The organism is Kribbella sp. NPDC004875, assembly GCF_042873375.1.
Lineage (GTDB): Bacteria > Actinomycetota > Actinomycetes > Propionibacteriales > Kribbellaceae > Kribbella.
The window spans coordinates 390,415-412,590 of the sequence record NZ_JBIALI010000003.1 but is presented as its reverse complement, the minus strand read 5'-3'; the positions used below and the strand labels follow the sequence as shown (position 1 = coordinate 412,590).

At 68.7% G+C, this 22,176-nt stretch carries 20 protein-coding genes; 15 read left to right on the top strand and 5 right to left on the bottom strand.

Features of this window, described 5'->3' with window-relative positions; translation table 11 throughout:
* The first annotated feature begins 6 nt into the window (after positions 1-6).
* Genes ACFYRH_RS19145 through ACFYRH_RS19135 form a run of 3 tightly spaced genes read left to right on the top strand, consistent with a single transcriptional unit; the run spans position 7 to position 1,894 of the window.
* Complete coding sequence (locus ACFYRH_RS19145; RefSeq protein WP_387776430.1) at positions 7-360, top strand: hypothetical protein; 354 nt, start codon at positions 7-9, stop codon at positions 358-360.
* Positions 357-1,046, top strand: a complete 690-nt coding sequence (locus ACFYRH_RS19140) for a hypothetical protein (protein ID WP_387776427.1) — start codon at positions 357-359, stop codon at positions 1,044-1,046. Before ACFYRH_RS19145 ends, ACFYRH_RS19140 begins: the two co-directional genes overlap by 4 nt.
* Positions 1,047-1,102: 56 nt before the next feature.
* Positions 1,103-1,894: a methyltransferase domain-containing protein gene (locus ACFYRH_RS19135; RefSeq protein ID WP_387776424.1), complete on the top strand. Its 792-nt coding sequence runs from the start codon at positions 1,103-1,105 to the stop codon at positions 1,892-1,894.
* Here the strand turns inward: ACFYRH_RS19135 and ACFYRH_RS19130 are convergent.
* Positions 1,820-2,761, bottom strand: a complete 942-nt coding sequence (locus tag ACFYRH_RS19130) for a DMT family transporter (protein ID WP_387776421.1) — start codon at positions 2,759-2,761, stop codon at positions 1,820-1,822. The genes ACFYRH_RS19135 and ACFYRH_RS19130 overlap by 75 nt on opposite strands.
* 78 nt (positions 2,762-2,839) lie before the next feature.
* Here ACFYRH_RS19130 and ACFYRH_RS19125 point away from each other — a divergent pair, with 78 nt between their 5' ends.
* Positions 2,840-3,754 carry a LysR family transcriptional regulator gene (locus ACFYRH_RS19125; protein WP_387776418.1) on the top strand — a complete coding sequence of 305 codons (915 nt, stop codon included), beginning with the start codon at positions 2,840-2,842 and terminating at the stop codon, positions 3,752-3,754.
* On the opposite strand, the gene ACFYRH_RS19120 is transcribed toward ACFYRH_RS19125, so the two are convergent.
* Entirely contained in the window at positions 3,729-4,526 is a 798-nt protein-coding gene (locus ACFYRH_RS19120; RefSeq protein ID WP_387776415.1) for a hydroxypyruvate isomerase family protein, read from the bottom strand. The genes ACFYRH_RS19125 and ACFYRH_RS19120 overlap by 26 nt on opposite strands.
* Positions 4,527-4,607: 81 nt before the next feature.
* Between ACFYRH_RS19120 and ACFYRH_RS19115 the strand changes: the two genes are divergently transcribed.
* The 9 genes from ACFYRH_RS19115 to ACFYRH_RS19075 all read left to right on the top strand — a co-directional run bounded on the left by ACFYRH_RS19115 (position 4,608) and on the right by ACFYRH_RS19075 (position 15,529).
* Positions 4,608-6,650, top strand: a complete 2,043-nt coding sequence (locus tag ACFYRH_RS19115) for an alpha-amylase family protein (RefSeq protein WP_387776412.1) — start codon at positions 4,608-4,610, stop codon at positions 6,648-6,650.
* A complete protein-coding gene (locus tag ACFYRH_RS19110) occupies positions 6,647-7,495 on the top strand; it encodes a 2-hydroxy-3-oxopropionate reductase (RefSeq protein ID WP_387776409.1) in 849 nt (282 codons plus the stop codon). Before ACFYRH_RS19115 ends, ACFYRH_RS19110 begins: the two co-directional genes overlap by 4 nt.
* A complete protein-coding gene (locus ACFYRH_RS19105) occupies positions 7,492-9,321 on the top strand; it encodes an alpha-amylase family protein (protein WP_387776406.1) in 1,830 nt (609 codons plus the stop codon). The genes ACFYRH_RS19110 and ACFYRH_RS19105 overlap by 4 nt, the downstream gene beginning before the upstream one ends.
* Positions 9,322-9,331: 10 nt before the next feature.
* On the top strand, positions 9,332-10,627 hold the full coding sequence (locus ACFYRH_RS19100; protein WP_387776403.1) for an ABC transporter substrate-binding protein: 1,296 nt from the start codon (positions 9,332-9,334) through the stop codon (positions 10,625-10,627).
* A complete protein-coding gene (locus ACFYRH_RS19095) occupies positions 10,624-11,520 on the top strand; it encodes a carbohydrate ABC transporter permease (RefSeq protein ID WP_387776400.1) in 897 nt (298 codons plus the stop codon). Before ACFYRH_RS19100 ends, ACFYRH_RS19095 begins: the two co-directional genes overlap by 4 nt.
* The gene (locus ACFYRH_RS19090) at positions 11,520-12,341 is read left to right on the top strand and encodes a carbohydrate ABC transporter permease (RefSeq protein ID WP_387776397.1); all 822 of its coding nucleotides are present in this window, start codon (positions 11,520-11,522) and stop codon (positions 12,339-12,341) included. Before ACFYRH_RS19095 ends, ACFYRH_RS19090 begins: the two co-directional genes overlap by 1 nt.
* The gene (locus ACFYRH_RS19085) at positions 12,338-13,246 is read left to right on the top strand and encodes a D-2-hydroxyacid dehydrogenase (RefSeq protein ID WP_387776394.1); all 909 of its coding nucleotides are present in this window, start codon (positions 12,338-12,340) and stop codon (positions 13,244-13,246) included. Before ACFYRH_RS19090 ends, ACFYRH_RS19085 begins: the two co-directional genes overlap by 4 nt.
* A gap of 45 nt (positions 13,247-13,291) precedes the next feature.
* Positions 13,292-13,951, top strand: a complete 660-nt coding sequence (locus ACFYRH_RS19080) for a GntR family transcriptional regulator (protein WP_387776391.1) — start codon at positions 13,292-13,294, stop codon at positions 13,949-13,951.
* 111 nt (positions 13,952-14,062) lie between these two features.
* Entirely contained in the window at positions 14,063-15,529 is a 1,467-nt protein-coding gene (locus ACFYRH_RS19075; protein ID WP_387776388.1) for an FAD-binding oxidoreductase, read from the top strand.
* A gap of 75 nt (positions 15,530-15,604) precedes the next feature.
* Here ACFYRH_RS19075 and ACFYRH_RS19070 read toward each other — a convergent pair whose 3' ends face one another.
* Both ACFYRH_RS19070 and ACFYRH_RS19065 read right to left on the bottom strand, forming a co-directional pair.
* The gene (locus tag ACFYRH_RS19070) at positions 15,605-16,144 is read right to left on the bottom strand and encodes a dihydrofolate reductase family protein (protein WP_387776385.1); all 540 of its coding nucleotides are present in this window, start codon (positions 16,142-16,144) and stop codon (positions 15,605-15,607) included.
* 12 nt (positions 16,145-16,156) lie between these two features.
* The gene (locus ACFYRH_RS19065) at positions 16,157-16,720 is read right to left on the bottom strand and encodes an NADPH-dependent FMN reductase (RefSeq protein WP_387776382.1); all 564 of its coding nucleotides are present in this window, start codon (positions 16,718-16,720) and stop codon (positions 16,157-16,159) included.
* A 94-nt stretch (positions 16,721-16,814) separates the two neighbouring features.
* Between ACFYRH_RS19065 and ACFYRH_RS19060 the strand changes: the two genes are divergently transcribed.
* On the top strand, positions 16,815-19,844 hold the full coding sequence (locus tag ACFYRH_RS19060) for a BTAD domain-containing putative transcriptional regulator (RefSeq protein WP_387776379.1): 3,030 nt from the start codon (positions 16,815-16,817) through the stop codon (positions 19,842-19,844).
* Between the two features lie 74 nt (positions 19,845-19,918).
* A complete protein-coding gene (locus ACFYRH_RS19055; RefSeq protein ID WP_387776376.1) occupies positions 19,919-21,430 on the top strand; it encodes an LLM class flavin-dependent oxidoreductase in 1,512 nt (503 codons plus the stop codon).
* 5 nt (positions 21,431-21,435) lie between these two features.
* Here ACFYRH_RS19055 and ACFYRH_RS19050 read toward each other — a convergent pair whose 3' ends face one another.
* Positions 21,436-22,062 carry a DUF6308 family protein gene (locus tag ACFYRH_RS19050; RefSeq protein ID WP_387776373.1) on the bottom strand — a complete coding sequence of 209 codons (627 nt, stop codon included), beginning with the start codon at positions 22,060-22,062 and terminating at the stop codon, positions 21,436-21,438.
* Between the last annotated feature and the right edge of the window lie 114 nt (positions 22,063-22,176).

Genomic DNA, 22,176 nt, shown 5'->3' with positions numbered 1-22,176 from the left:
AGACAGATGTCTGGAAGGAATCGGTTCGGCCTGGTGCTGCTCGGGCTGCTCGCGCTCGCCGATCTGGCCGCGCCGCTGCTGACGGACGGCGATCATCCGCCGATGAGTGTCGCGATCGGGACCGCGGTCGTCGGGCTGATCAGCCTGGTGCTGGTCGCGTTCGCATGGCGTGGAAGGCGTTGGGCGCTGGCGCCGTTGATCACGCTGCGGCTCGCCTCGGCACTGCTCGCCGTACCGGCGTTCTTCGTGTCCGACGTGCCGACAGGGGCGATCGCCGCCGCTGGGGTCGGCGTCGCCGCGACGGTGGTCGGCGTGATCGCCGTACTGCTGCCGACTCGGGAACCGGTAGGTGCGCGATGACGCAGACGATCACCCGGAACACGCCGCGTACCGACATTCGGCCCGCGTGGCGGTGGACGGCGGCGTTGATCCTGCCGATCGGGCCGGCGGCGGTCGCGCTGCTGCGGTTCCTGCTGCCGTACGACACGGTGGACGACGTACCGACGATCACGCAGAAGATCGTCGGCAACCTGGACAGGAGCTCGCTGGTCATCTGGCTCGCGTACGTCGGGTTCCTGACGCTCGTACCGGCGGTGTACTTCGTCGCTCGCCTGACGCGCCGCCGGGTGCCTTGGCTGACCGCGGTGGCGATGCTGCTCCTCGTACCCGGGTACCTGTCGTTGCCGTGGACGGCGTCGAGCGATCTGTTCACGTGGTCGGCGGGGACGGCCGGCCTGGATCCGGCGACGATCACGCGCGCGGCCGATGTCACGCACGGCTCGATGAACCTGGCCGGGGTCGTGTTCGTGGTCGGTCACGTGCTCGGCACGATCCTGCTGGGGATCGCGATGTGGCGTTCCCGGGTCGGCGGGCGCTGGGCCGCCCTGGCGGTCGCCGTCTCGCAGCCGATCCATTTCGTCGCAGCGATCGTGGTCAGCAGTCACACGCTGGACCTGATCGGCTGGGGGCTGCAGGCCGTCGGGTTCGCCGCGGTGGGGTGGGCGATCCTGCGGATGTCGAACGACGAATGGCAGCCGTTGCCGTAAGGGTTAGGCTCGGCGTACGGGAGGGGGCGATCAGAGTGACCGAAGGGTCCGGGTTCGTGACCGAGCGCGGGAGCTTCCGTGCCGCGCGGGTGGCCGAGCAGAACGTCGAGCGGCAGGCGTTCGTGCTGGACCAGATGGCGGGGCGGCCGGCGGTTCGTACGCTGAAGGCTTGGGCGCTCGAGCAGTTGGCGCCGACCGCGGGGGAGACGGCGGTCGACGTCGGCTCGGGCACCGGTGCGGACGTGGTCGCGCTCGCCGAGCTGGGCGCCCGGGCGATCGGCGTAGAGCCCAGCCCCGGCCTCCGAGCCGAGGCGGTACGACGAGCCGCGGGTGCTGACGTCGAGTACGTCGACGGGCGGGCCGAGGCGCTGCCTTTCGCGGATGAGTCGGTCGACGTACTGCGCTCCGAGCGCGTGCTGCAGCACGTGGACGACCCCGCGGCGGTGGTGGAGGAGATGACCCGGGTACTGCGTCCCGGTGGCCGGATCGTCTTGATCGACACCGACTGGGGCACGGCGATCATCCACCCGGCGGACCCCGACGTACTGCAGAGGATGATCGCCTACTTCCACGACGAGAACGCCAACCCGTACTCGGGCCGTCAGCTTCGCGGCCTGCTCGCGGACGCCGGTCTCGAGATCACCGGCGAGACCGCGGCAACGTGGATAGAACCGCAGGACGGCGCTCGGAAGGGCTTCGTCGGCATGATGCACCTGACCGCGCTGAAGGCCGGCGTCATCACCCAGGCCGAAGCCGACACCTTCGCCCGAACCCTAGGCGAGGCTGCGGACCGGGGTGCTTTCCACATGTCCCTGACCATGTACGCCGTCAGTGCTCAGAAGCCCTGAAGCAGGCGCCGGCCGGCGGGCAGGCCACTGAACAATCAGTACGGCCGACAGCACGAGCGCCGCGCCGAGCCATTGCAAGGCGCTCAGATGCTCGCGGAAGACCACCGCCGCCGCGCCGACCGTCACCACCGGCTCGAAGATCGAGAGGATCGACGCCACCGACGGACCCACCCGCGCCATCCCGGCGAAGAAGAACACGATGGCCGCGACCGTACTCACCACTGCGACCAACGCCAGCCACAACCACCCGACAGCCGCGAAGTGGAAGTCAGCACCGCCACGCGCGAACCCGAGCACGACGTACGTCCCGAACGCGCCCGTGCACACCAGCGCGGTCAGCGCCAGCGGCGGCACCTCGCCCCCGAGCGAGTCGCCGACCAGGATGTAGCAGGTGTAGACGATTGGTGCGCCCAACGCCAGGAGGATGCCGGTCCAACTGAAGTGCGCACTCATCGCCCCGCTGAGTACCAGACCGATCCCTGCGAGAGCGATCGCCAGCGCACCCACCCGGCGCGGCGACGCAGGTTCCCGGCGCAGCGCGATCGCTCCGGCCATCACGAGGACCGGATACAGGTACAGGATCAACGCGACCAGTGAGGCGTCGATGCAGGCCAGTGCGGAGAAGTACAGCCCGGACTGGGCGGCGTACCCGAACACGCCCATGCCGAGGCCGGTCAGGACCGCTCGGCGGGGCAGGGTTCGGAAGGCGCCGCGAGCCAGCGCGATGACGAGCATGAGTGCGCCGGCGAGGCCGAAACGGACCAGGAGCAAGGCGTCCACAGACACACCCGCGTCGTACGCGAGCTTGCCGAACACGGCCATGACACCGAACGCGGTGGCGGAAAAAAGGCAGAAGAGGCGTCCCACGGCATCGATGGTCAGGGCCGGAGACCGTTCACGTCCATCGCGGCTTCACGCACAGCATCGTGAAGCTAAGCTGAACGAATGATGGATCTGCACCGGCTCCGGCTGCTGCGTGAGGTGCATGGCCGCGGAACCGTGCACGGCGCCGCCCGAGCCCTCGGGTATTCGCCGAGCGCCATCTCCCAGCAACTGGCAGTCCTGGAGCGTGAGGCGGGTACGCCGCTGCTCGAGCGGGTCGGCCGCAACGTCCGGTTGACCCCGGCCGGGGAGGTCCTGGTCCGGCATGCCACGGGGCTGCTGGAAGGTCTCGAGGCGGCCGAGGCCGAGGTGGCCGCGGTCGCCGCGGGCCGGGTCGCGGGCGTGATCCGGATCGCGTCGTTCCAGTCGGCGTTCCTCCGCGTCGTCGCGCCGGCGATCCGCAGCCTCGCGGCGGCGTACCCCGAGATCCGGGTCGAGGCGTCGGAGCTCGAGGTCGAGCAGGCCGCGCCGGCGCTGCGGTTGCAGCAGCTCGACGTGATGGTCGGCGACGAGTACGACGGTCAACCGCGAGCCGTTCATGCCGACCTGCTCCGCGAGCACGTGCTCCGCGAAGACATCCGCGTCGTACTCCCCGAGGACCACCCCCAGGCGGCGGCCGAACGGGTCCCGATCGCGAACCTCGCCGACCTGGCGTGGGCCGCCTGTCAGCCGGGCACCGGGCATCGCGAGATGCACGTCCGCGTCTGCCGTGAGCTCGGCGGCTTCGAGCCCGATGTCCGCTACAGCTCCGACGACTTCCTGATCCTGCTCGAGCTCGTCCGTACGACGGGCGCCGGCGCACTGCTGCCGGACCTGGTCCTCGCCCACGGTGCGCCAGGCGTCGCCGTACGACGTCCCGCCGAAGGCAGTGTGGGACGGGAGGTCTTCCTGCTCACCCGCCGGGCCAGAACCCCTGCTGTAGAAGCGGTTGCGAACGCGTTGCGCGATGCCGCTAGCCGAGCCAAGCCAGGCTCGTGAGGGTGTCCGTCGTCGGCTTGTACTCGCACGCGGCGACGCCTTGGTAGCCCGCGGCCTTGAGGGCGTCGAGGGTCGCGTCGATCGGGAGCGCACCGGATCCCGGTTCGCCGCGGCCCGGGCTGTCGGCGAGTTGGACATGCGCGACCGGAACCGAAGCCGCGGTGGCGAGCAGATCCACACCGTTGCTGCCGAGATGGAAGGTGTCGAACAGCAGCGAGAGGTTCCCGACGTCGTGCAGCGGGCCGTTGAGCAACCGCAGTACGTCGTCCGCGGTGAGCAGCGGATAGCGGCCGTTCAAGCCCTCCGTGAGCGGCTCGATCAGCACCGTGCCGTCGATCGCCGCCACAGCTGACGCGGCCTCGCGAATCGCGATCACGGCGGTCTTCGCCTGCTCCTCCGGTGACCAGCGGTCGTCGAGTTGGCCGTACAGCAGGTTGAACAGCCGGCATCCGGTCTGCTCGGCGATCGTGACGATCGCGCGGGTGTTCGCGGTGAGCTGGTCCTGCCGATCGGGGTGCGAGGCGATTCCCCGCTCGCCGCCGGGGATGTCGCCGCCGTAGAAGTTCAGCGCTCCAAGCGACACTCCGGCCGCGGAAACGGTCCGGACGAACGCCTCGATCTCAGCCGGCGACGGGTCGGGGACGGCGAACGGCCACCACGACTCCACCACCCGGAACCCGGCCTGCGCCGCCGCGGCGAACCGCTGCGGGTAGGGCAGTTCGGTGAAGAGCATCGACACGTTCGCACTCAGCTCGTGGCCGCGGTACTCCATGCAAGAAGACTAACATCAGCTCTTGCCAGTCGTGCAATCTTGTCTAACAATCTTCGGCATACCGACGACTCCGGAGGCGCAATGCAGAACTGGCCGTTGGCGGCGACCCGGTGGGCCCAGATCACCCTGGCCGAGGACGATCCCGAGCATTTCGACGCGGACTTCTGGCTCCGGCTGATGCGCGACAGCAAGTCGAACGCGACCTGCATCAGCGCCGGCGGGTACGTCGCCTACTACCCGACCCAGCTCGAGTACCACTACCGCAGCAAGTACCTCAACGGCACCGACCCGTTCGGCACCCTCGTGGACGGCGCCCGCAAACTCGGCATGAGCGTGATGGCCCGCGTCGATCCGCACGCGATCCACGCCGACGCCGCCGCGGCACACCCCGAGTGGCTGGCCCGGGACAAGGACGGCAACCCGATCGAGCACTGGGCCTATCCCGGCATCTGGCTGACCTGCGCGTTCACGCCGTACCACGGGGAGTTCATCACCGAGGTGATCCGCGAGATCGTCCGCGAGTACGACGTGGACGCGGTCTTCGCGAACCGGTGGGAGGGGTACTACGGGATCTCGTACAGCGAGGCGGCGCGGAAGTCGTTCCGGGACGAGACGGGTCTGGAGCTGCCGCTCGAGGAGCACGGGGACGGGTGGCCGGAGTACGTCGCGTGGCGGCGCAGGCGGCTCGGTGAGCTGGTCGCGATCTGGGACCAGGCGGTGCGGGACCTGCGGCCCGATGCGCGGTTCATCCCGAACATGGGCGCGCTCGCCGCGCGCGACCTCGCCCGGGACCTGGCCGAGCCGGTCGCACCGCTGTTCATCATCGACAAGCAGGGTCGGCACGGGCTCGAGGTGCCGTGGGCCGCCGGGCGGAACGGGAAGCGCAACCGCGCCGTGTTCCCGGACAAGCCGGTGCGGCTGATCACCTCGGTCGGGCCGGAACACAAATACCGCTGGAAGGACTCGGTCGCCCCGGGCGAGGAGACGAAGACCTGGATCGTCGACGGGTTCGCGCACGGTGCGTTGCCCTGGTTCACCAAGTTCAACGCGAGTGTCCCGGACGAGCGGTGGGTGCAGCCGGTCGTCGACGCGTTCAACCTGCACGCGACGGTCGAGCCGGTGCTCAAGGACCTACGGATCAGCGCGGACGTCGCACTGCTCGACCCGACGCGGACCGGCCAGCTACGGGCCGGGGACAACGATCACGAGGACGGCTTCTACCACGCACTCGTCGAGGCCCGCGTCCCGTTCGAGTTCGTCTCCGACCAGATGATGTCGCTGGAGCGGTTGCGCGAGTTCAAGGTGATCGTGCTGGCGAACGCGGAGCAGCTGAGCGACGCGCAGTGCACCGTGCTGACCGAGTACGTCGAGAGCGGCGGGTCGCTGGTGGCGGCGTACCAGACCTCGTTGTACGACGAGAACGGTGCGGCGCGTGCGGACTTCGGGCTCGGTGCCGTTCTCAACGTCCATCTGACCGAGCCGAGCCGGCCGGTGCAGAACAACTACATCGCACTGACCGGCGCGCATCCGTTGAACGCCGGGTTCGCCGGTACGACGCGTATCATTGGTGGCACCCACATCATTGGTGTGGAGTCGGACGCGGTGGCACCGTTCCGGTTCATCCCGGACTTCCCCGACCTGCCGATGGAGGAGGTCTACCAGCGGGAGGCGCCGGACAAGCCGGCGGTCGTCTGCACCGAGAACGCGCAGGGCGGCCGGACGGTGTACTTCCCGTTCAACGTCGGCGCGATCTTCTGGGAGGCGCTGCAGTCCGACCATGGCCGGTTGATCGCGAACGCGGTCGGTTGGGCCCTCGGAACAACGCCTGAGGTGACCGTCGAAGGCGCCGGCCTGGTGGACGTCGCCGTCCATCGGGGCGACCAGGAGCTGGCCGTTGCCCTGGTCAACCTCACGAACCCGATGACGATGCGCGGGCCGATCCGGGAGACCCTGCCGCTTCCGCCACAGACGGTCTCGGTTGCGGTGCCGGTGGATCGGGCGCGGGTCCGGTTGCTGGTGGCCGGGGTTGAGGTCGAGACGGCTGTCGTGGGTGGGCGGGCCGAGGTCGTGGTTCCGGCCGCGGGCCTGCTCGAGGTCGTGCACGTGGATTGGAGCCAGGCATGAGGATCGGGTTCATCGGCCTCGGTGTGATGGGCCGTCCGATGGCCGGCAACCTGCTGGCGGCCGGTCATGAGCTGTCGGTGTACCGCGGCCGCACCGACCTCGACGCCCACGTGTGTGGTTCGGGCAAGGAGGTCGCCGAGCGGTCCGATGTCGTGATCCTGATGGTGCCCGACACGCCGGACGTCGAGTCGGCACTGTTCGCGCCGGGCGGCGTCGCGGAGGGACTGCGGGCGGGCTCGCTGGTGATCGACATGAGCTCGATCTCGCCGACCGCGACCATCGGGTTCGCGCAGCTGATCGAGAAACTGGGCTGCGAGTACCTCGACGCGCCCGTGTCCGGCGGTGAGATCGGTGCCCGGGACGGGACGCTGACGATCATGGCGGGCGGCCGGCCGGAGGTGTTCGAGCGGGCCCGGCCGATCCTCGACGTGCTCGGGAAGAACGTCACGCTGATCGGCGGCGCGGGAGCCGGTCAGACGGCGAAGGTGGCGAACCAGATCATCGTTGGCCTGACCATCGAAGCGGTCGCCGAAGGGCTGCTGTTCGCCGAGCGGGCGGGCGCGGACCCGGCCGTCGTGCGGCAGGCGTTGATGGGTGGGTTCGCGAGCTCGCGGATCCTCGAGGTGCATGGCGAGCGGATGGTGCAGGAGGCGTTCGCGCCCGGGTTCCGGCTGCGGCTGCACCGCAAGGATCTCGGGCTGGCCGTGCAGGCCGCGGCCGAGCTGGATCTGGCGTTGCCGAACACGGCCGCGACGCAGCAGCTGATGAACGCCGCGATCGCGGACGGCGACGGGGAACTGGACCACTCCGCGCTGTACCGGACCCTGCGGCGGGAGCATCGATGAAGCTCTGGTGGCAGGAACCGTTCCGGATGTTCCAGACCAACCTCCGCGAGATCGACGCCGGGCTGGATGTGGAGGCCGTGCTGGATTATCTGGAGGAGTTCGGCGCCGACACCTGGCTGCTGAGCGTCGGCGGGATCCTGTCCAACTATCCGACGGACCTGGAGTTCCAGACCCGCAATCCGTACCTCTCGGAGCGGCCGTCCGGTGACCTGGTCGGCGACGCGGTTCAGGCGGCGGCGCAGCGGGGGATCAGGGTGATGGGCCGGATGGACTTCTCCAAGATCGACCAGCGGCGGGCCGAGGCGCACCCGGAGTGGTGCTTCGTCGGGCCCGGCGGCGAGCGGCAGGTCTACAACGGGCTGACGAGTGTCTGCCCGAGCGGCGACTACTACCAGGCTCGCCTGTTCGACGTTCTCGACGAGGTGCTCGACCGCTATCCGCTGGACGGCTTCTTCTGCAACTGGATGTCGTTCAACGAGGTCGACTACAGCCGCGTCTACCACGGCGTCTGCCACTGCGTCGCCTGCCGGCAGCGGTACGGCGGTGTGCTGCCGACCGACCGTGACTCGCCGGGATACGCCGACTGGCAGGTGTTCGCGCAGGGTGTACTGGCCGATCTGACCGGCCGGATCCGGGACCACCTGGCCAGCCGCCGGCCGGAAGCCCCTCTGGTGCTGGGAGACCGGGCGGACATCGTCTTCCACGAGGCGAACAACGCGGTCGGGCGCCGGCTGTGGCATCACCGGACCAGCGAGAGCGTGAGCGCGGCCAAGACGTATCGCCCGTCGGTCCCGGTGCTGACGAACTCGGTCGGCTTCGTGGACATGCCGTACCGGCTGGCCGGCGAGGACCCGCAGCACTTCGCCCAGTACCTCCTGCAAGCCATCGCCCGCGGTGCCAATCCGTCGACGTACATCATGGGCACTCCGTCGACCACGCCCTACGCCTGCCTGGACGTCGCGGCCGAACTCACCCGATTCCACCGCGATCATGCGGAGGTCTATCGGGACCTGGTGCCGGCCGCGGAGACGCTACTGGTCAGACCAGGGCACTCGCGCGCTGAGTTCGAAGGTCTGTATCTCGCACTTCTGCAGCGGCACGTGCCGTTCGACGTGCTGCCGGTGGAACGGCTTGGCGAGGTCGACCTCAGCCGCTATCGAGTGGTCGTGCTGCCTGACCTCGGGCCGGTCGAGCTCGGGGAGTACGACGGCCGGATCGTTGCCACGGGCACCACCGAGGTGGCGCGAGTGGCGGTACGGCGACTGGCGTCGTACGCGACCGAAAGCACCACGCGGGGACTGCATCTCGAGGGTGGGGTCCCGGTGGTGGGGTCCTTTCAGGTGGTGGCGCCCGACGTGGCCGACGAGGTCGGGCTGTTCGCGTACTCGCGGGCGCCGTACGGGCCGCCGGAGAAGTGTCACGGGCATCAAGTGTTGCCGCATCCGGGGATGGTGCGGCGGGGGACCGCGGTCCTGTTCCCGTGGACGATCGGGCAGGCGTACCGCGAGGTCGGGCTGACCGTGCACCGGGATCTGTTCGTGGACCAGGTGGCCCAGTTGGACAGTGCGATCGAGACGGACCTGCCCGAACAGGTCGAGGTCGTCGTCGGGCGGTCGGCGGCGGGGTACGTCGTCCATCTGCTGAACCGGTCCGGGGACATGGACCAGCGGTTCGCGCCGCCGGTGCCGATCGGGCCGGGGCGGCTGCGGGTGCCGGACGGCGTACGGGGAGTCGAAGCACTCAGCGCGGGGGAGCGCCTGCCCGTCGAGGACGGGTGGGTGCAGGTACCGGAACTCGGGTTGTTCGAAGTACTCGTCTGTGCGTGAGGAGAGCGGGATGGATCGACGAGGGTTTCTCAAGGCCGCGCTGGTGGCCGGCGCCGCGACCGGGCTGGCAGGGTGCGGCGGGAGCGGTGGTGGACCGTCCGGCGGCGGCGGGAACGTCACCTTGCGGTATGCCTGGTGGGGCAACAGCATCCGCCAGCAGAACTACACCAAGGCACTGAAGCAGTTCAGCGCGGCGAACCCGTCGATCACGATCGAGCCGGAGTTCGCCGACTACACGGCCTTCCAGGAACGGATGACGACACAGATCGCCGCCCGCGACGTACCGGACATCTTCTGGATCGCGTCGCCGCAGGTGATGACGTACCACAAGAGCAAGCTGTACCGGAAGCTGGACGACATCCCGACGCTGAAGTGGGACGACTACAGCAAGGACGAGCTGGAGACGTTCAAGCTCGGCGGCCAGCTGAACACGCTGCCGTTCGCGATCACCACGCCGGTGGTCCGGTACAACGAGACCGTCGCGAAGGCGGACGGCGTGACGATCCCGGAGCCCGGACCGGGCTGGAGCTGGGACAGCCTGTCCGAGCTGTTGATTGCCTACAGCAAGAACAACCCCGGGAAGCGCAAGGGCGTCCCGTACGTACCCGATCACGACCTGACCTTCGAGGCGTGGTTGCGGCAGCGGGGTGAGCAGTTGTGGACCGAGGACGGGCAGATCGGATTCACCGTGGACGGATTGGGCAGCTGGCTCGACTGGTGGGAGAAGCTGCGCAAGGCCGGCGGTGCGCTGTCGCTCAGCGAGCAGGAGGGGATGGGCCCGGACTGGGCGCAGGTGGGGAAGAAGACGCTGGTGATGTTCGGCAACTCCAATCACATCATCGACGACGCGAAGATGTTCCCGAAGGAGAAGTTCCGGCTGCGCCCGGCGCCGGTCGCCGCGGGCGCGCCGGCCGGCCACAAGTACCTGTACTTCCCGCGGATGGCGATCTACCAGCGGATCGATGACGGCAACCTCGAGGCGGCCGGCAAGGTGCTCGACTACAACGTGAACAGCGCCGACATGCTGAAGACCGTCCGGCTGACGATGGGCGCCCCGATCAACCCGAAGGTTGCCGAGCAGTCCGCCGCGTTCGCGAGCCCGGACGAGAAGGAGATGCTCGCGGTGGTCGCCAAGGAGCGGGCCGCCGAGCGCAAACCGCGGTACGAGGCGCCACCCGGGTCGAGCACCTGGCGGACCACGATGGCCCGGATCTGCGAGGAGATCGCGCTCGGGAAGACCGCCGTACCGGACGGTGCGAAGAAGCTCGTCGACGAGATCGGCGCCGGGATCAAGCGGGCCGCATGACCAGGACGCGGTTCCACCTCAACCGCCAGGGGCGGGCGGCGCACGTCTTCCTGATCCCCTGGCAGTTGGGGTTCCTGCTGATCACCGCCGTACCCCTGCTGGCCTCGCTGTACCTGGCGTTCACGAACTACGACATCCTCAACCCGCCGGAGTGGACCGGGCTGGAGAACTTCCAGCGGATGGTCCACGACGACCAGTTCTGGGCGTCGGTGAAGGTCACGCTGATCTACGTCCTGGTCTCGGTACCGCTGCAGCTCGCGTTCGCGCTGCTGCTCGCGCTGATCCTGGACCGCGGCCTGAGCGGGCTGGCGTTCTACCGCAGCGCGTTCTACCTGCCGTCGCTGCTGGGCTCGAGCGTGGCGATCGCGATCCTGTGGCGGGAGATCTTCGGCGACGACGGCCTGGTCAACAAGGGGCTGGCGCTGATCGGGATCCACGGCGAGAGCTGGCTGCAGAACCCGCGGACGGCGCTGGCGACGCTGATCGTCCTGAACGTGTGGACGTTCGGTTCGCCGATGGTGATCTTCCTGGCCGGGCTGCGGCAGATCCCCGACGAGCTGTACGAGGCCGCGCGCGTCGACGGCGCCGGGGTCTGGCGGCAGTTCACCAACGTGACGATCCCGCTGCTCACCCCGATCATCTTCTTCAACCTGATCCTGCAGACGATCGGCGCTTTCCAGACCTTCACCCAGGCCCACATCGTCAGTGGCGGCACCGGCGGTCCGGCGAACTCGACGCTGTTCTACACGCTGTACGTGTACCAGCAGGGTTTCGTCGCGTTCGACATGGGCTACGCGTCCGCGCTGGCCTGGGTGCTGATGGTCGCGATCGCCGTCGTCACCGCGCTGCACTTCCTCGTCTCGAAGTACTGGGTCTTCTACGGAGACAGCTGATGAAGAGTTCTGTGCTCAAACACGCCGGTCTCCTGGTGTTCGTCCTGTTCATGATCTATCCGCTCGTCTGGATGGTGGTGAGCGCGTTCAAACCACCCGAGCAGATCCTCACCGAGCCGGGCCTGATCCCGCACGACATGACGTTCCAGAACTTCAAGGACGGCTGGCACGCGCTGAACCGGCCGTTCTCCGCGTTCTTCGTGAACTCGCTCGTCGTCACGCTCGCGTCGATCGCCGGCAACCTGTTCTCGTGCTCGCTGACGGCGTACGCGCTGGCCCGGCTGCAGTTCCGGATGCGGACGGTGTACTTCGCGATCACGCTCGCCTCGGTGATGCTGCCGTTCCACGTGCTGGTCATCCCGCAGTACATCTTCTTCTCGCAGCTGGGGCTGGTGAACACCTACTGGCCGCTGCTGATCCCGAAGTTCCTGGCCACCGACGCGTTCTTCGTGTTCCTGATGGTGCAGTTCATCCGGACGCTGCCCCGCGAGCTCGACCGGGCCGCCTGGATCGACGGCGCCGGCCCGTTCCTGACCTTCTGGTACGTCGTCCTGCCGCTGATGCGGCCCGCGCTGGTGACGACCACGATCTTCACCTTCATCTGGACCTGGAACGATTTCTTCGTACCGTTGATCTACCTGACCAGGACGCAGGTGTTCACCGTGCCGGTGGCGCTGAACTCCATGGTCGACTCCGAGACCCAGAGTGGAGTGGGAATGCTGTTCGCGATGTCGCTGCTGTCCCTGATCCCGATCCTGATCTTCTTCGCCGTGGCCCAGAAATACCTGATCCGCGGCATCGCCACCACGGGGCTGAAATGATCGTTGTCGTAGGCAAAGAGAACCCGGCGTACGTCGAGGCCGCGGGCGCCGTACCGGTCCGGTTCGTCGAGTCGCTGGAACACGAGACGTTCGACGGCGTGCAGGCGGTGATCGGGCACCTGCCGGCCGACGTACTGGACAAGGCGCGGGAGCTGCGGTGGGTGCACAGCCCGTCGGCCGGCGTCGACTCCGACCTGACGCCGGAGATGATCGCCTCGCCGGTCGTCCTCACCTCGAGCGCGGGCAACGGCGGGATCTCGCTCGCCGAGCACTCGATCCTGTTGATGATGATGCTGAACCGCGACGTACCGCGGTGGATGCGCGCGCAGGCCGAGCACCGCTGGGACCACTACCGGCACGGCGAGCTGGCCGGTCGGACCGTGGGCATCTACGGTCTCGGCAACTCCGGCCTCGACCTGGCGCTCAAGGCGAAGGCGTTCCACATGCGCGTGCTCGGCGTACGGCGGCGTCCGGAGCAACCGTCGCCGAATGTCGACGAGTTGTGTGACTTCGGCACGTTGCTGTCCGAGTCCGACTTCGTCGTCGTGACGACACCGCGGACGCCTGCCACTACGGGCGTCTTCGATCGCGCCGCGTTCGCCCGGATGAAGCCGACGGCGTACTTCGTGAACATTTCCCGCGGCGGGATCGCGGACGACGACGCGTTGCTGGAGGCGTTGACGTCGGGGCAGATCGCGGGTGCCGGGCTGGATGCGCACGGCGTGGAACCGTTGCCGCCGGACAGCCCGTTCTGGTCGCTGCCGAACGTCGTCGTGACACCACACAACGGCGCCACCAGCGACGGCACGCTGCGGCGTTCGCAGGAGATCGTCGCGGACAACATCCGCCGTTTCGTCACCGGCGAACCGCTGCACAACGTGGTTGACAAGGCCGCGGGTTATTAGGCACGTACACTTGCCAGACCAGTTTCGTCTTCTTGGAGGGGTACCGTGCCGACCGAAGCGCGCCTGGAGCTCGAGCCGTCGTCGCTGACCGACGCGCTCTACGCGTCGGTCCGCAAGCGGATCGTGAACGGCGAGATCCCGCAGGGGGAGAAGCTCACCGAGGTCCGGCTCGCGACCGAGTACAACGTGGCCCGGCCGACCGCGAAGGCCGCCCTGGAGCGGCTCACCGCGCTCGGCCTGCTGCGGCGGACGGCGCACAAGACCGCGGTGGTCCCGGTGCTCGACTCCGACGAGATCCGGGACCTGTTCTTCAGCCGGATGACGATCGAGAAGGCGGCCGTGTCGGCGCTGGCCGCGACCGGCGCGGTGCCCGCCGACGCGGCCCGGGCGCAGGTGGCGATCGAGTACGCGGCCCGCGACCACGTGTTCGAGAACCAGGTCGAGGCCGATATCGCCTTCCACACCGCGCTGGTGGCCGCGGTCGGCAGCCGGCGGCTGACCCGGATGCACGAGCTGATCATCGGCGAGGTGCACCTGACGATGGGGCAGTACCAGGCGCACCGGAAGGCCGCGCCGTCGACCGTCGCCGAGGAGCACGCGGCGATCCTGAAGGCGATCGAGGACGGCGACCCGGCGAGTGCGGCGGACCACCTCGCGTATCACCTCGAGCAGGCGCAGGGCCGGCTGCTCAGCACCTTGCGGTGACCGGGTCCGAGAGGGATTGACGAATCTGCCCCGGGTTGGGAAGGTCGGGGGTGAACGGGCGGGTCTGGGGGAGGATCGCGTCGCCCGTCGGGGGTCCAGCTGCTCTCTGGGGTGGAAGCAATCGCGCTGCGCTCGTCGGCGACGACCGGTCTGCGCGGTGTGCGCTGCGCGTACGCCGCTGTGCGACAGGCGACACGTTTCGGAGAGCACAACATGGGCGCGATCGAGGACTTCAGGGAACGCACGCGCGGACAGGTCATCACCGTAGGCGATGAGGAGTACGACGCGGCGCGCCGGGTCAACAACTGGATGCACGACAAGCGGCCGCAGGTGATCGTCCGCTGCGAGAACGCCGGCGACGTGATGGCGTCGATCGAGTACGCGCGGACGAACGACCTGGAGCTCGCGGTCCGCGGTGGTGGGCACAGCGTGCCCGGGTTCGGCACGGTCGACGACGGTCTGGTCATCGACCTGCACGCGCTGCGCAACGTCCGGGTCGATCCGCTGAACCGGACGGCGCGGGCCGGTGGCGGCGCGACCTGGGGCGACTTCAACGCGGCGACGCACGCGTTCGGGCTGGCCACGACCGGCGGGATCATCTCGACCACCGGCGTCGGCGGTCTGACGCTCGGCGGCGGCATCGGGTACCTCGCGCGCGGCCTCGGGCTGTCCTGCGACAACCTGGTCTCGGCGGACGTGGTGACTGCGGACGGGCGGTTCCTGGTCGCCAGCGAGAAGGAGAACGAGGACCTGTTCTGGGCCCTGCGTGGCGGTGGTGGCAACTTCGGTGTGGTGACCGCGCTCGAGTTCGGGCTGGCACCGGTCTCGACGGTCTACGCCGGCGCGATGTTCTTCGAGCTGTCCGACGCGACCGCCGTACTCACCGGATTCCGGGAGCTGATCAAGGACGCGCCGGAGCAGCTCGGCGGGTTCCCGGCCTTCCAGATCGCGCCGCCGCTGCCGTTCATCCCGGAGGACCGGCACGGTGAGCCGTTCGCTGCGGTGGTCGGCTGCTGGGCCGGCGACCTGGACCAGGGCGAGGCGCAGATCTCGAAGTTCCGTGAGTTCGCGCCGGTCGTCGCGGAGATGGTGGGCCCGATGCCGTACCCGGTGCTGAACTCGCTGTTCGACGACCTGGTGCCACCGGGGCTCCAGCACTACTGGAAGGCGAACTTCGTCACCGAGCTGACCGACGAGGCGATCCAGGCGCACCTGCGGCACGCGCCCGGCCTGCCGGCGGTGAATTCGACCGTGCACATCTACCCGATCAACGGTGCCGTGCACCGGGTCACGCCGGACGCGACCGCGTTCGCCTACCGGGACGCGAACTTCGCGACCGTGATCGCCGGCATGTGGCCGGACCCGGCGCAGAACGAGGCCGGTATCGAGTGGGTGCGCTCGTACTACGACGACATCGCGCCGCACTCCGAGGCCGGCGGCTACATCAACTTCATGGCCGGTGACGACCAGGGCCGGATCCGCGAGAACTACCGGCAGAACTACGACCGGCTCGCCGACGTCAAGCGCGAGTACGACCCGGACAACCTGTTCCACCTCAACCAGAACATCATGCCCTAGGCAACGAAACCTGCGGGCGGGTACGTCGTCGTACCGGCCCGCAGGTCTCTGTTCCAGTCTGTTCCGGTGCTGTGCTCAGGCCTTGGGGGCGAGCTTGTGGACGACGATGCCGGACTTGAAGGTCGTCGTACCGAGCAGTTGCAGGTGGGTCAGGTCGATCCCGTCGCCCTGGAACATGTTCGCGCCGTCGGCCACCACCGGGAAGATCCAGAAGTGGTACTCGTCGACGAGCTTGTTCTCGAGCAGGGTCTTGGAGAACGACCCGGTGCCGTACTTGATCAGGTCCCCGCCGTCGGTCGCCTTGAGCTTGCGGACGGCGTCGGCCGCGTCGCCCTCGAGCGGCTGCGCGTTCCACTTCCACTCGGTGACGGTGCGCGAGGCGACGTACTTCGGCATGGCGTTGAAGTGGTCGGTGAACGGGTCACCGCTGCGCTGCGACCAGGCGTCCGCGAACCCTTCGTAGGTGACGCGGCCGAGCACCTGCGCGTCGACGCCCTCCATCAGGCCTTGCGAGTACGCCGCGTGCTCGTCGTCCCAGTACGGCGGGCTCCAGCGCTGCGGCTCCTCGATGACGCCGTTCAGGGTGACGAAGGTGGATTCGATCAGCTTCCTCATGGGTCTGTCCTTTCAGGGTTGGTAGGGACGCTGCGTGCGAGCGTTCCGGAGTGCTTCGGCCCACCAGACGAGCTGGTCGAGCATGAGCTTGGCGTCTGCCTCGTAGCCGGCGGCAGGCCTCGGCCAGCCGCCGTCGGTCGTGAACTGCTCCCAGTAGCGAGGCAGTGCGACGGTGTTGCGAATGGTGACGGCCTGGAGCTCGGCGAACACCTGCCGGAGCTGTGCGACGGCGTAGCAGCCACCGGACTCCCGGCCGTAGCTGACGATCGCGACCGGCTTGGCGTGCCACTCCTCGTAGTACCAGTCCAGTGCGGTCTTCAGTGAAGCCGGAAAGCTGCAGTTGATCTCCGGCGTGACCACGGCGAAGGCATCCGCTCCGGCCAGCCGCGGTGCGAGTACGGCGACTTCCGCGGGCGTCTCGTCGTCGGTGTCAGCCAGCGTGACCGGCAGGTTCGCCGTGGCCAGATCGACCAGGTCGACGTCGAACTGCTTGCCGGCCTGCGCTGCCAGCCAGTGCGCGACAACCGGCCCGAACCGCCCACGCCGTGTGCTGCCGATGATCACTGCCAGTCGCATTGTCCGTCCTCCTTCCGTCTGAGTCAGACTCTGCCGCAAGCGGTTTACGGTTTCTTTCCGGTCGACGGGCCGCCGGGCGGAATAGGGTGCGGACATGCGTTTCGGGGTGCTGGGACCGGTGACGGCCTGGACGGACGCGGGGACACCTGTGGTCATTCAGGGGCTGAAAGTGCGGGCGCTGCTCGCTGACCTGCTGGTGCACGAGGGGCGGCCGGTGCCCGCGGACCGGCTCATCGACGACCTGTGGGGTTCGGAGCTGCCCGGCAACCCGTCCGGGACGCTCTCCGCGAAGGTGTCCCAGCTGCGCCGAGCTTTCGAGGACGCCGAGTCCGGCAGCCGTTCGCTGGTGCGGTCCGGCCCGGCCGGCTACTCGATCGCGGTCGAGAGCTCCAGCCACGACGCGCTCCGGTTCCGGGAGCTGCTCGCCGCCGGCGCGGTCGACGAGGCGCTGACGCTGTGGCGGGGCCCGGCGTACGCCGACTTCGCGGACGAAGCGTTTGTGGAGGCAGCTGTTGCCCGGCTGACGGACGAGCGGCTCAGCGCGTGCGAGCGGGCTGACCTGTCGGTGAGCGACCTGTCTGAGCTCGTGCGCGACCATCCGTTGCGTGAGGGGCTCCGGGCCGCTCACATGAAGGCGCTCTACCGGACTGGCCGGCAGAGCGAGGCTCTGGAGAGTTTCGACCAGCTGCGGCAACTGTTGCTCGACGAACTCGGTCTGGATCCCGGTCCGGAGCTGGTGGCCCTGCAGCAGTCGATTCTTACGCAGGAGCTGCCGCACGCTCGCAGCAACCTCCCTGCGCAGCTGACTGACCTGATCGGGCGGTCCGAGGCGCTGACCGAGATTGACTCGTGCCTGGCGTCTTCGCGGCTGGTCACGCTGACTGGACCCGGCGGTGTCGGCAAGACGCGTCTGGCGCTCGCTGCGGGAGCTAGATCGTCGGACCGGTTTGCTGACGGCGTTGTGCTGGTCGAGCTTGCCGCAGTCACGCCTGACGCGCTGTCGGTCAGCAACTCGCTGACTGATGCGGTGCAGGCTGCATTGGATCTCCGCGACGCCGGCGACTCCGGTGCGGTCGTGGACCGGCTCGCCGCGGTGATGGGCTCGCGGTTGCTCGTGCTGGACAACTGCGAGCAGGTGGTTGAGGACGTCGCGCTGCTGACGGACCGATTGCTGGCTGCGGCTCCCCGTCTGCGCGTGCTGGCGACGAGTCGCGAGCCGCTGGGCCTGGCTGGTGAGGTCGTGTGGAGTGTCCCGCCGCTGGAAGTGCCAGCGGCGTCTTCAGGGCTCGATGCGGTCGGCGAGTGCAGTGCGGTCCAGTTGTTCGTTGCCAGGGCCGCTGCGGCGTCGCGGGGCTTCGGACTGACCGACGAGACGGTGGCCGATGTGTCGGTGCTCTGCCGGCGCCTGGATGGCATCCCACTGGCCTTGGAGCTTGCGGCAACGCGAGTGCGCGCGCTCGGCGTACACGGGCTCGTTGCGCGGCTGGACGATCGCTTCCGGTTGCTGGCGACCGGTCATCGCGGTGCTGCGCCGCGACAGCAGACTCTGCACGCGATGATCGACTGGAGCTGGGAGCTGCTCGACGCCGAGGAGCAGTCCGTTCTGCGGCGCCTCGCCGTACATGCGGATGGCTGTACGGCGGAGGCTGCGGCGACTGTCTGTGGTGAGGACGACGTACTCGATGTCCTGGTGCGGCTGGTCGACCGGTCGCTCGTCGTACCTGTCGATGGGACTCGCTTTCGGTTGCTGGAGTCGGTGGCGGCGTACTGCGTCGAGAAACTGCGGTCCGCCGGTGAGCTCGAGTCCGTTCGTCAGCAGCACCTGGCGTACTACGTGTCGCTGGCTGAGGCGGCTCGGCCTGGTCTGTTCGGTGGTGAGCAGGGGCGGTGGCTGCAGTTGCTGGACGAGGACTCTGCGAACTTCCGGACCGCACTGGATCGAGCGGTGGCCACGGGGCAGTCGGAACTCGCAGAGCGGCTTGTCGATGCGCTGGCGTGGTACTGGTTCCTGCGTGGGCGTCACGTCGAGGCGCTACGGTCGCTGGAGGCTGTGCCGGGATCTGCTCGGGCTGGGGCGTGGCGGGTCGGGTTCAGGTACCTGCTCGGGCACCAGGATGCTGCCGGCGAGCGGGATCGCTGGGTCGACGCAGCGGACGCGATGGGACTGTGGTGGATCGGCTTCGCCGCCACCGATGCGGGAGACCTCGCGGCCTGCCATTCGCTGCTCGATCGGGCACTGAAGCGGTTCGAGGCCGACGGCAACCAGTGGGGCACAGCGGCCGTGCTGGCGGCCCGGGCCAAGCACGCGCACGTGCGTGGGGACCTGCCGGCGCTGTACGACGACGCGTGCCAGAGCATCGGGATCTTCCGGGCGCTGGGGGACCGGTGGGGCGTACTGCAGGCGACGGGCTGGTTCGGTGCGCACGCCGAACTCGTCGGTGACTTCGACGAGGCCGAGCGGCTGCACCTCGAAGGCGTGCAGGCGGCGGAGGAGATCGGGTTGTGGCCCGAGGTCGCGAGCGCGCTGGGCATGCTCGGCTGGACCTCGATCCGGCAGGGCCGCTTCGACTCGGCCCGGACGTACGGCGAGCGCGCGCTGCGATACGCCACCGAACAAGGGCAGCGCTCGACGCAGGCACTCGCGGAACTCGTGCTCGGGTTCGCGGCCCGCCGTACCGGTGCGTTGGAGGAGGCATCGGAGCGGTTGGAGGGGCTGATCGCCGCGGCCGGGCGGCAGAAGGAAGCCGTCCTCTACCTGTCGATCGTGCTGGAGGAGCTCGGGTTCGTGCGGGAGCTCCAGGGTCGCTTGGACGAGGCGTTGGCGCTGCATGTCGAGGCGTTCAGGGTTTCGGAGGACTTCGACTCGCTGCGTGGCATGTGCTGGTCGCTGGAGGGGATCGCCGGCTGCCACCCGGACAAGACGCTCGCTGCGACGCTCCTCGGCAGCGCGGCCGCCACTCGCGCCACCAAGAGCTATCTGATGGCCGCGACCGAGTCCGGGGATCTCGACCGGGCGGTGGCCGCCGTGGAGTCCGCGCTGGGCGCGACGGCGTACCAGGAGGCGTACTCGCGGGGCTCCGCGCTCGCGCCGGCCGAGGCCTTCGCGTTGCTCGTCCGCGAGTAGATGTTCTGTAGTTGAGATTATTCGACTAGCGAAGTAGTTTGGCTCGAGCGAACTTCTACAGGTGAAGGTGAAGCATGGACTACGGCCACGAGTTGGTCTTCGGTACGTTCCTGACCCCCGCGGTCGACAACCCGGACCGCGTGATCGCGCTGGCGCAACTGACCGAGCAGGTCGGTCTCGACCTGGTCAGCTTCCAGGACCACCCGTACCAGCCGCGGCTGATGGACGCCTGGACGCTGCTCTCCGTCGTCGCCGCCCAGACCCAGCGGATCAAGGTGACCACGAACGTCGCCAATCTGCCGCTCCGGCAGCCGGTCGTGCTCGCGCGCAGCGTCGCGACCCTCGACCTGATCACCGGCGGACGGGTCGAACTCGGGCTCGGTGCCGGCGGGTTCCTGGACGCGGTCGCGGCGAACGGCGGCCCGCGGCTGACGGCCGGCCAGAGCATCACGGCGCTCGAGGAGGCCATCGCGATCATGCGCGAGGTCTGGACGCCGACGTGCGGCGGCATCCGGCTGGACGGGAAGCACTACACCGTCGCCGGTGCGAAGCGCGGTCCGGCGCCTGCGCACGACGTGTCGATCTGGCTGGGTGCGTACAAGCCGCGGATGCTCGCGCTGACCGGGCGGCTCGCCGACGGCTGGCTGCCGAGCAGCGGGTACGCCGGTCCGGATCAGCTGGCCGCGATGAACAAGATCATCGACGAGGCGGCGGTGGAGGCTGGACGTGATCCGGCGGCGATCCGGCGGCTGTACAACGTGGGTGGGCAGTTCAGTGGCGGTGGCGGGTTCCTGCAGGGGCCCGAGGAGCTGTGGATCGACCAGCTGACCGAGCTGACGCTGGGGGAAGGCATCAGCACGTACATCCTTGCCTCCGACAACCCTGACGACATCAGGCGATTCGCTGAGGTTGCAGCGGGGGTCCGTGAGGCGGTTGAGGCGGCTCGGTCAGGCGCTGCGGTGGTTCAGGCCGCTCCGGTGCCCGCGGGTGGGTTCAGCGTCGTACCGACACCGCCTCCGGCTGTACGGCGGAGCGCCGTAGAGGTGCTGGATGAGTCGGAGCGGCCTACTGGTCCGGCAGTCGACCCGTCGCGGACGTATACGCCGTACCAGCTGCAGTCGGGGCAGCATCTGATCGACGTACACGACCATCTGCGCGCTGAGCTCGAGCAGGTGCGGGATCTGGTGGAGCAGGTCGCGGCGGGGACGCTGGGGGTGGGGGCGGCACGGTCGCACATCAACACGATGACCATGCGGCAGAACAACTGGACGCTGGGGACGTACTGCGAGTCGTACTGCCGGCTGGTGACTACGCATCACTCGCTCGAGGACGCTTCGATGTTCCCGCATCTGCGGCGGGCGGATCCGGCGCTGGTGCCGGTGGTGGACCGGTTGCAGGAGGAGCACAAGGTGATTCACGACGTGCTGGAAGGGGTCGACAAGGCGCTCGTCGCGTTGGTTGACGGGTCAGGCTCGATCGACGGGCTGCGCTCAGCGGTCGACCTCTTGGACGACACGCTCCTGTCACACCTGTCCTACGAGGAACGCGAACTCGTCGAACCCCTGGCCCGACTCGGCGTGCTGTAGGGCGACTACTTCGCCTCGCCGAGGAGGGAGGCGAGGATGTCGAGCAGGCGGAGCGTCGGCACCTCGCCGAGCAGCCGGGCCGCGCTGGTGGCCGGCTCACCGATCAGGCGGACCTGCAGCGTCTTGAAGTCGCGGACGTTCGCCGGGTTCACCAGGTCGTCGCGGACCGCCGACAGGAACGCGGCGCCGGCCGACGCCGTCCCATACGTCATCCGGATGAAGCTGTCGGTCACCGGGAACAGGTACGGGCGCTTGAGGTGCAGGAGCTTCGACTTCTTCGCGTGCCCGAACCCGCGGTGGCCGGTGAACTTGTCGTCCAGCGCCATCGCCGCGTCGAACAGTTCACTCCCCGGCGCGGCGTCCTCGAGCCGCGCGTCCACGGGGATCGCGGCGAGCTCCTTCTCCGCCTCGACCTCGAGCAGCCACGGAATGTCCATCGCCCGCAGGTCGGCGCCGACCACCATCAGCCGGCCGAGGTCCTCGAGCGTCACCTGGTTCGGGTCGGAGCCACCGACGGTGGTCATCCCCGGCAACCCGTCGTAGTACTGCAGCACGGCGCCGTTCGTCTCGGCGTACAGCCGCAGCTGCGCGATCGCCTCGTCGACGACGATCTTCCGGGTACCGATGTTCATGAGCCACACCCTCACACTCTTGGTGGCAAACCCGCCAGCGGGCGGACCATCATTCGAACGTTCCTCACACTGTTTCCGCAGATGGTAGCGACTCCGCAGCCACCCGCACGCCAG

Excerpts from the sequence above, each read along its gene's own strand:
- ACFYRH_RS19145 (WP_387776430.1), top strand. The coding sequence starts at position 7 with ATGTCTGGAAGGAATCGGTTCGGCCTGGTGCTGCTCGGGCTGCTCGCG.
- ACFYRH_RS19140 (WP_387776427.1), top strand. The coding sequence starts at position 357 with ATGACGCAGACGATCACCCGGAACACGCCGCGTACCGACATTCGGCCC.
- ACFYRH_RS19125 (WP_387776418.1), top strand. The coding sequence starts at position 2,840 with ATGATGGATCTGCACCGGCTCCGGCTGCTGCGTGAGGTGCATGGCCGC.
- ACFYRH_RS19120 (WP_387776415.1), bottom strand. The coding sequence starts at position 4,526 with ATGGAGTACCGCGGCCACGAGCTGAGTGCGAACGTGTCGATGCTCTTC.
- ACFYRH_RS19115 (WP_387776412.1), top strand. The coding sequence starts at position 4,608 with ATGCAGAACTGGCCGTTGGCGGCGACCCGGTGGGCCCAGATCACCCTG.
- ACFYRH_RS19110 (WP_387776409.1), top strand. The coding sequence starts at position 6,647 with ATGAGGATCGGGTTCATCGGCCTCGGTGTGATGGGCCGTCCGATGGCC.
- ACFYRH_RS19105 (WP_387776406.1), top strand. The coding sequence starts at position 7,492 with ATGAAGCTCTGGTGGCAGGAACCGTTCCGGATGTTCCAGACCAACCTC.
- ACFYRH_RS19100 (WP_387776403.1), top strand. The coding sequence starts at position 9,332 with ATGGATCGACGAGGGTTTCTCAAGGCCGCGCTGGTGGCCGGCGCCGCG.
- ACFYRH_RS19095 (WP_387776400.1), top strand. The coding sequence starts at position 10,624 with ATGACCAGGACGCGGTTCCACCTCAACCGCCAGGGGCGGGCGGCGCAC.
- ACFYRH_RS19090 (WP_387776397.1), top strand. The coding sequence starts at position 11,520 with ATGAAGAGTTCTGTGCTCAAACACGCCGGTCTCCTGGTGTTCGTCCTG.
- ACFYRH_RS19085 (WP_387776394.1), top strand. The coding sequence starts at position 12,338 with ATGATCGTTGTCGTAGGCAAAGAGAACCCGGCGTACGTCGAGGCCGCG.
- ACFYRH_RS19070 (WP_387776385.1), bottom strand. The coding sequence starts at position 16,144 with ATGAGGAAGCTGATCGAATCCACCTTCGTCACCCTGAACGGCGTCATC.
- ACFYRH_RS19065 (WP_387776382.1), bottom strand. The coding sequence starts at position 16,720 with ATGCGACTGGCAGTGATCATCGGCAGCACACGGCGTGGGCGGTTCGGG.
- ACFYRH_RS19060 (WP_387776379.1), top strand. The coding sequence starts at position 16,815 with ATGCGTTTCGGGGTGCTGGGACCGGTGACGGCCTGGACGGACGCGGGG.
- ACFYRH_RS19055 (WP_387776376.1), top strand. The coding sequence starts at position 19,919 with ATGGACTACGGCCACGAGTTGGTCTTCGGTACGTTCCTGACCCCCGCG.
- ACFYRH_RS19050 (WP_387776373.1), bottom strand. The coding sequence starts at position 22,062 with ATGAACATCGGTACCCGGAAGATCGTCGTCGACGAGGCGATCGCGCAG.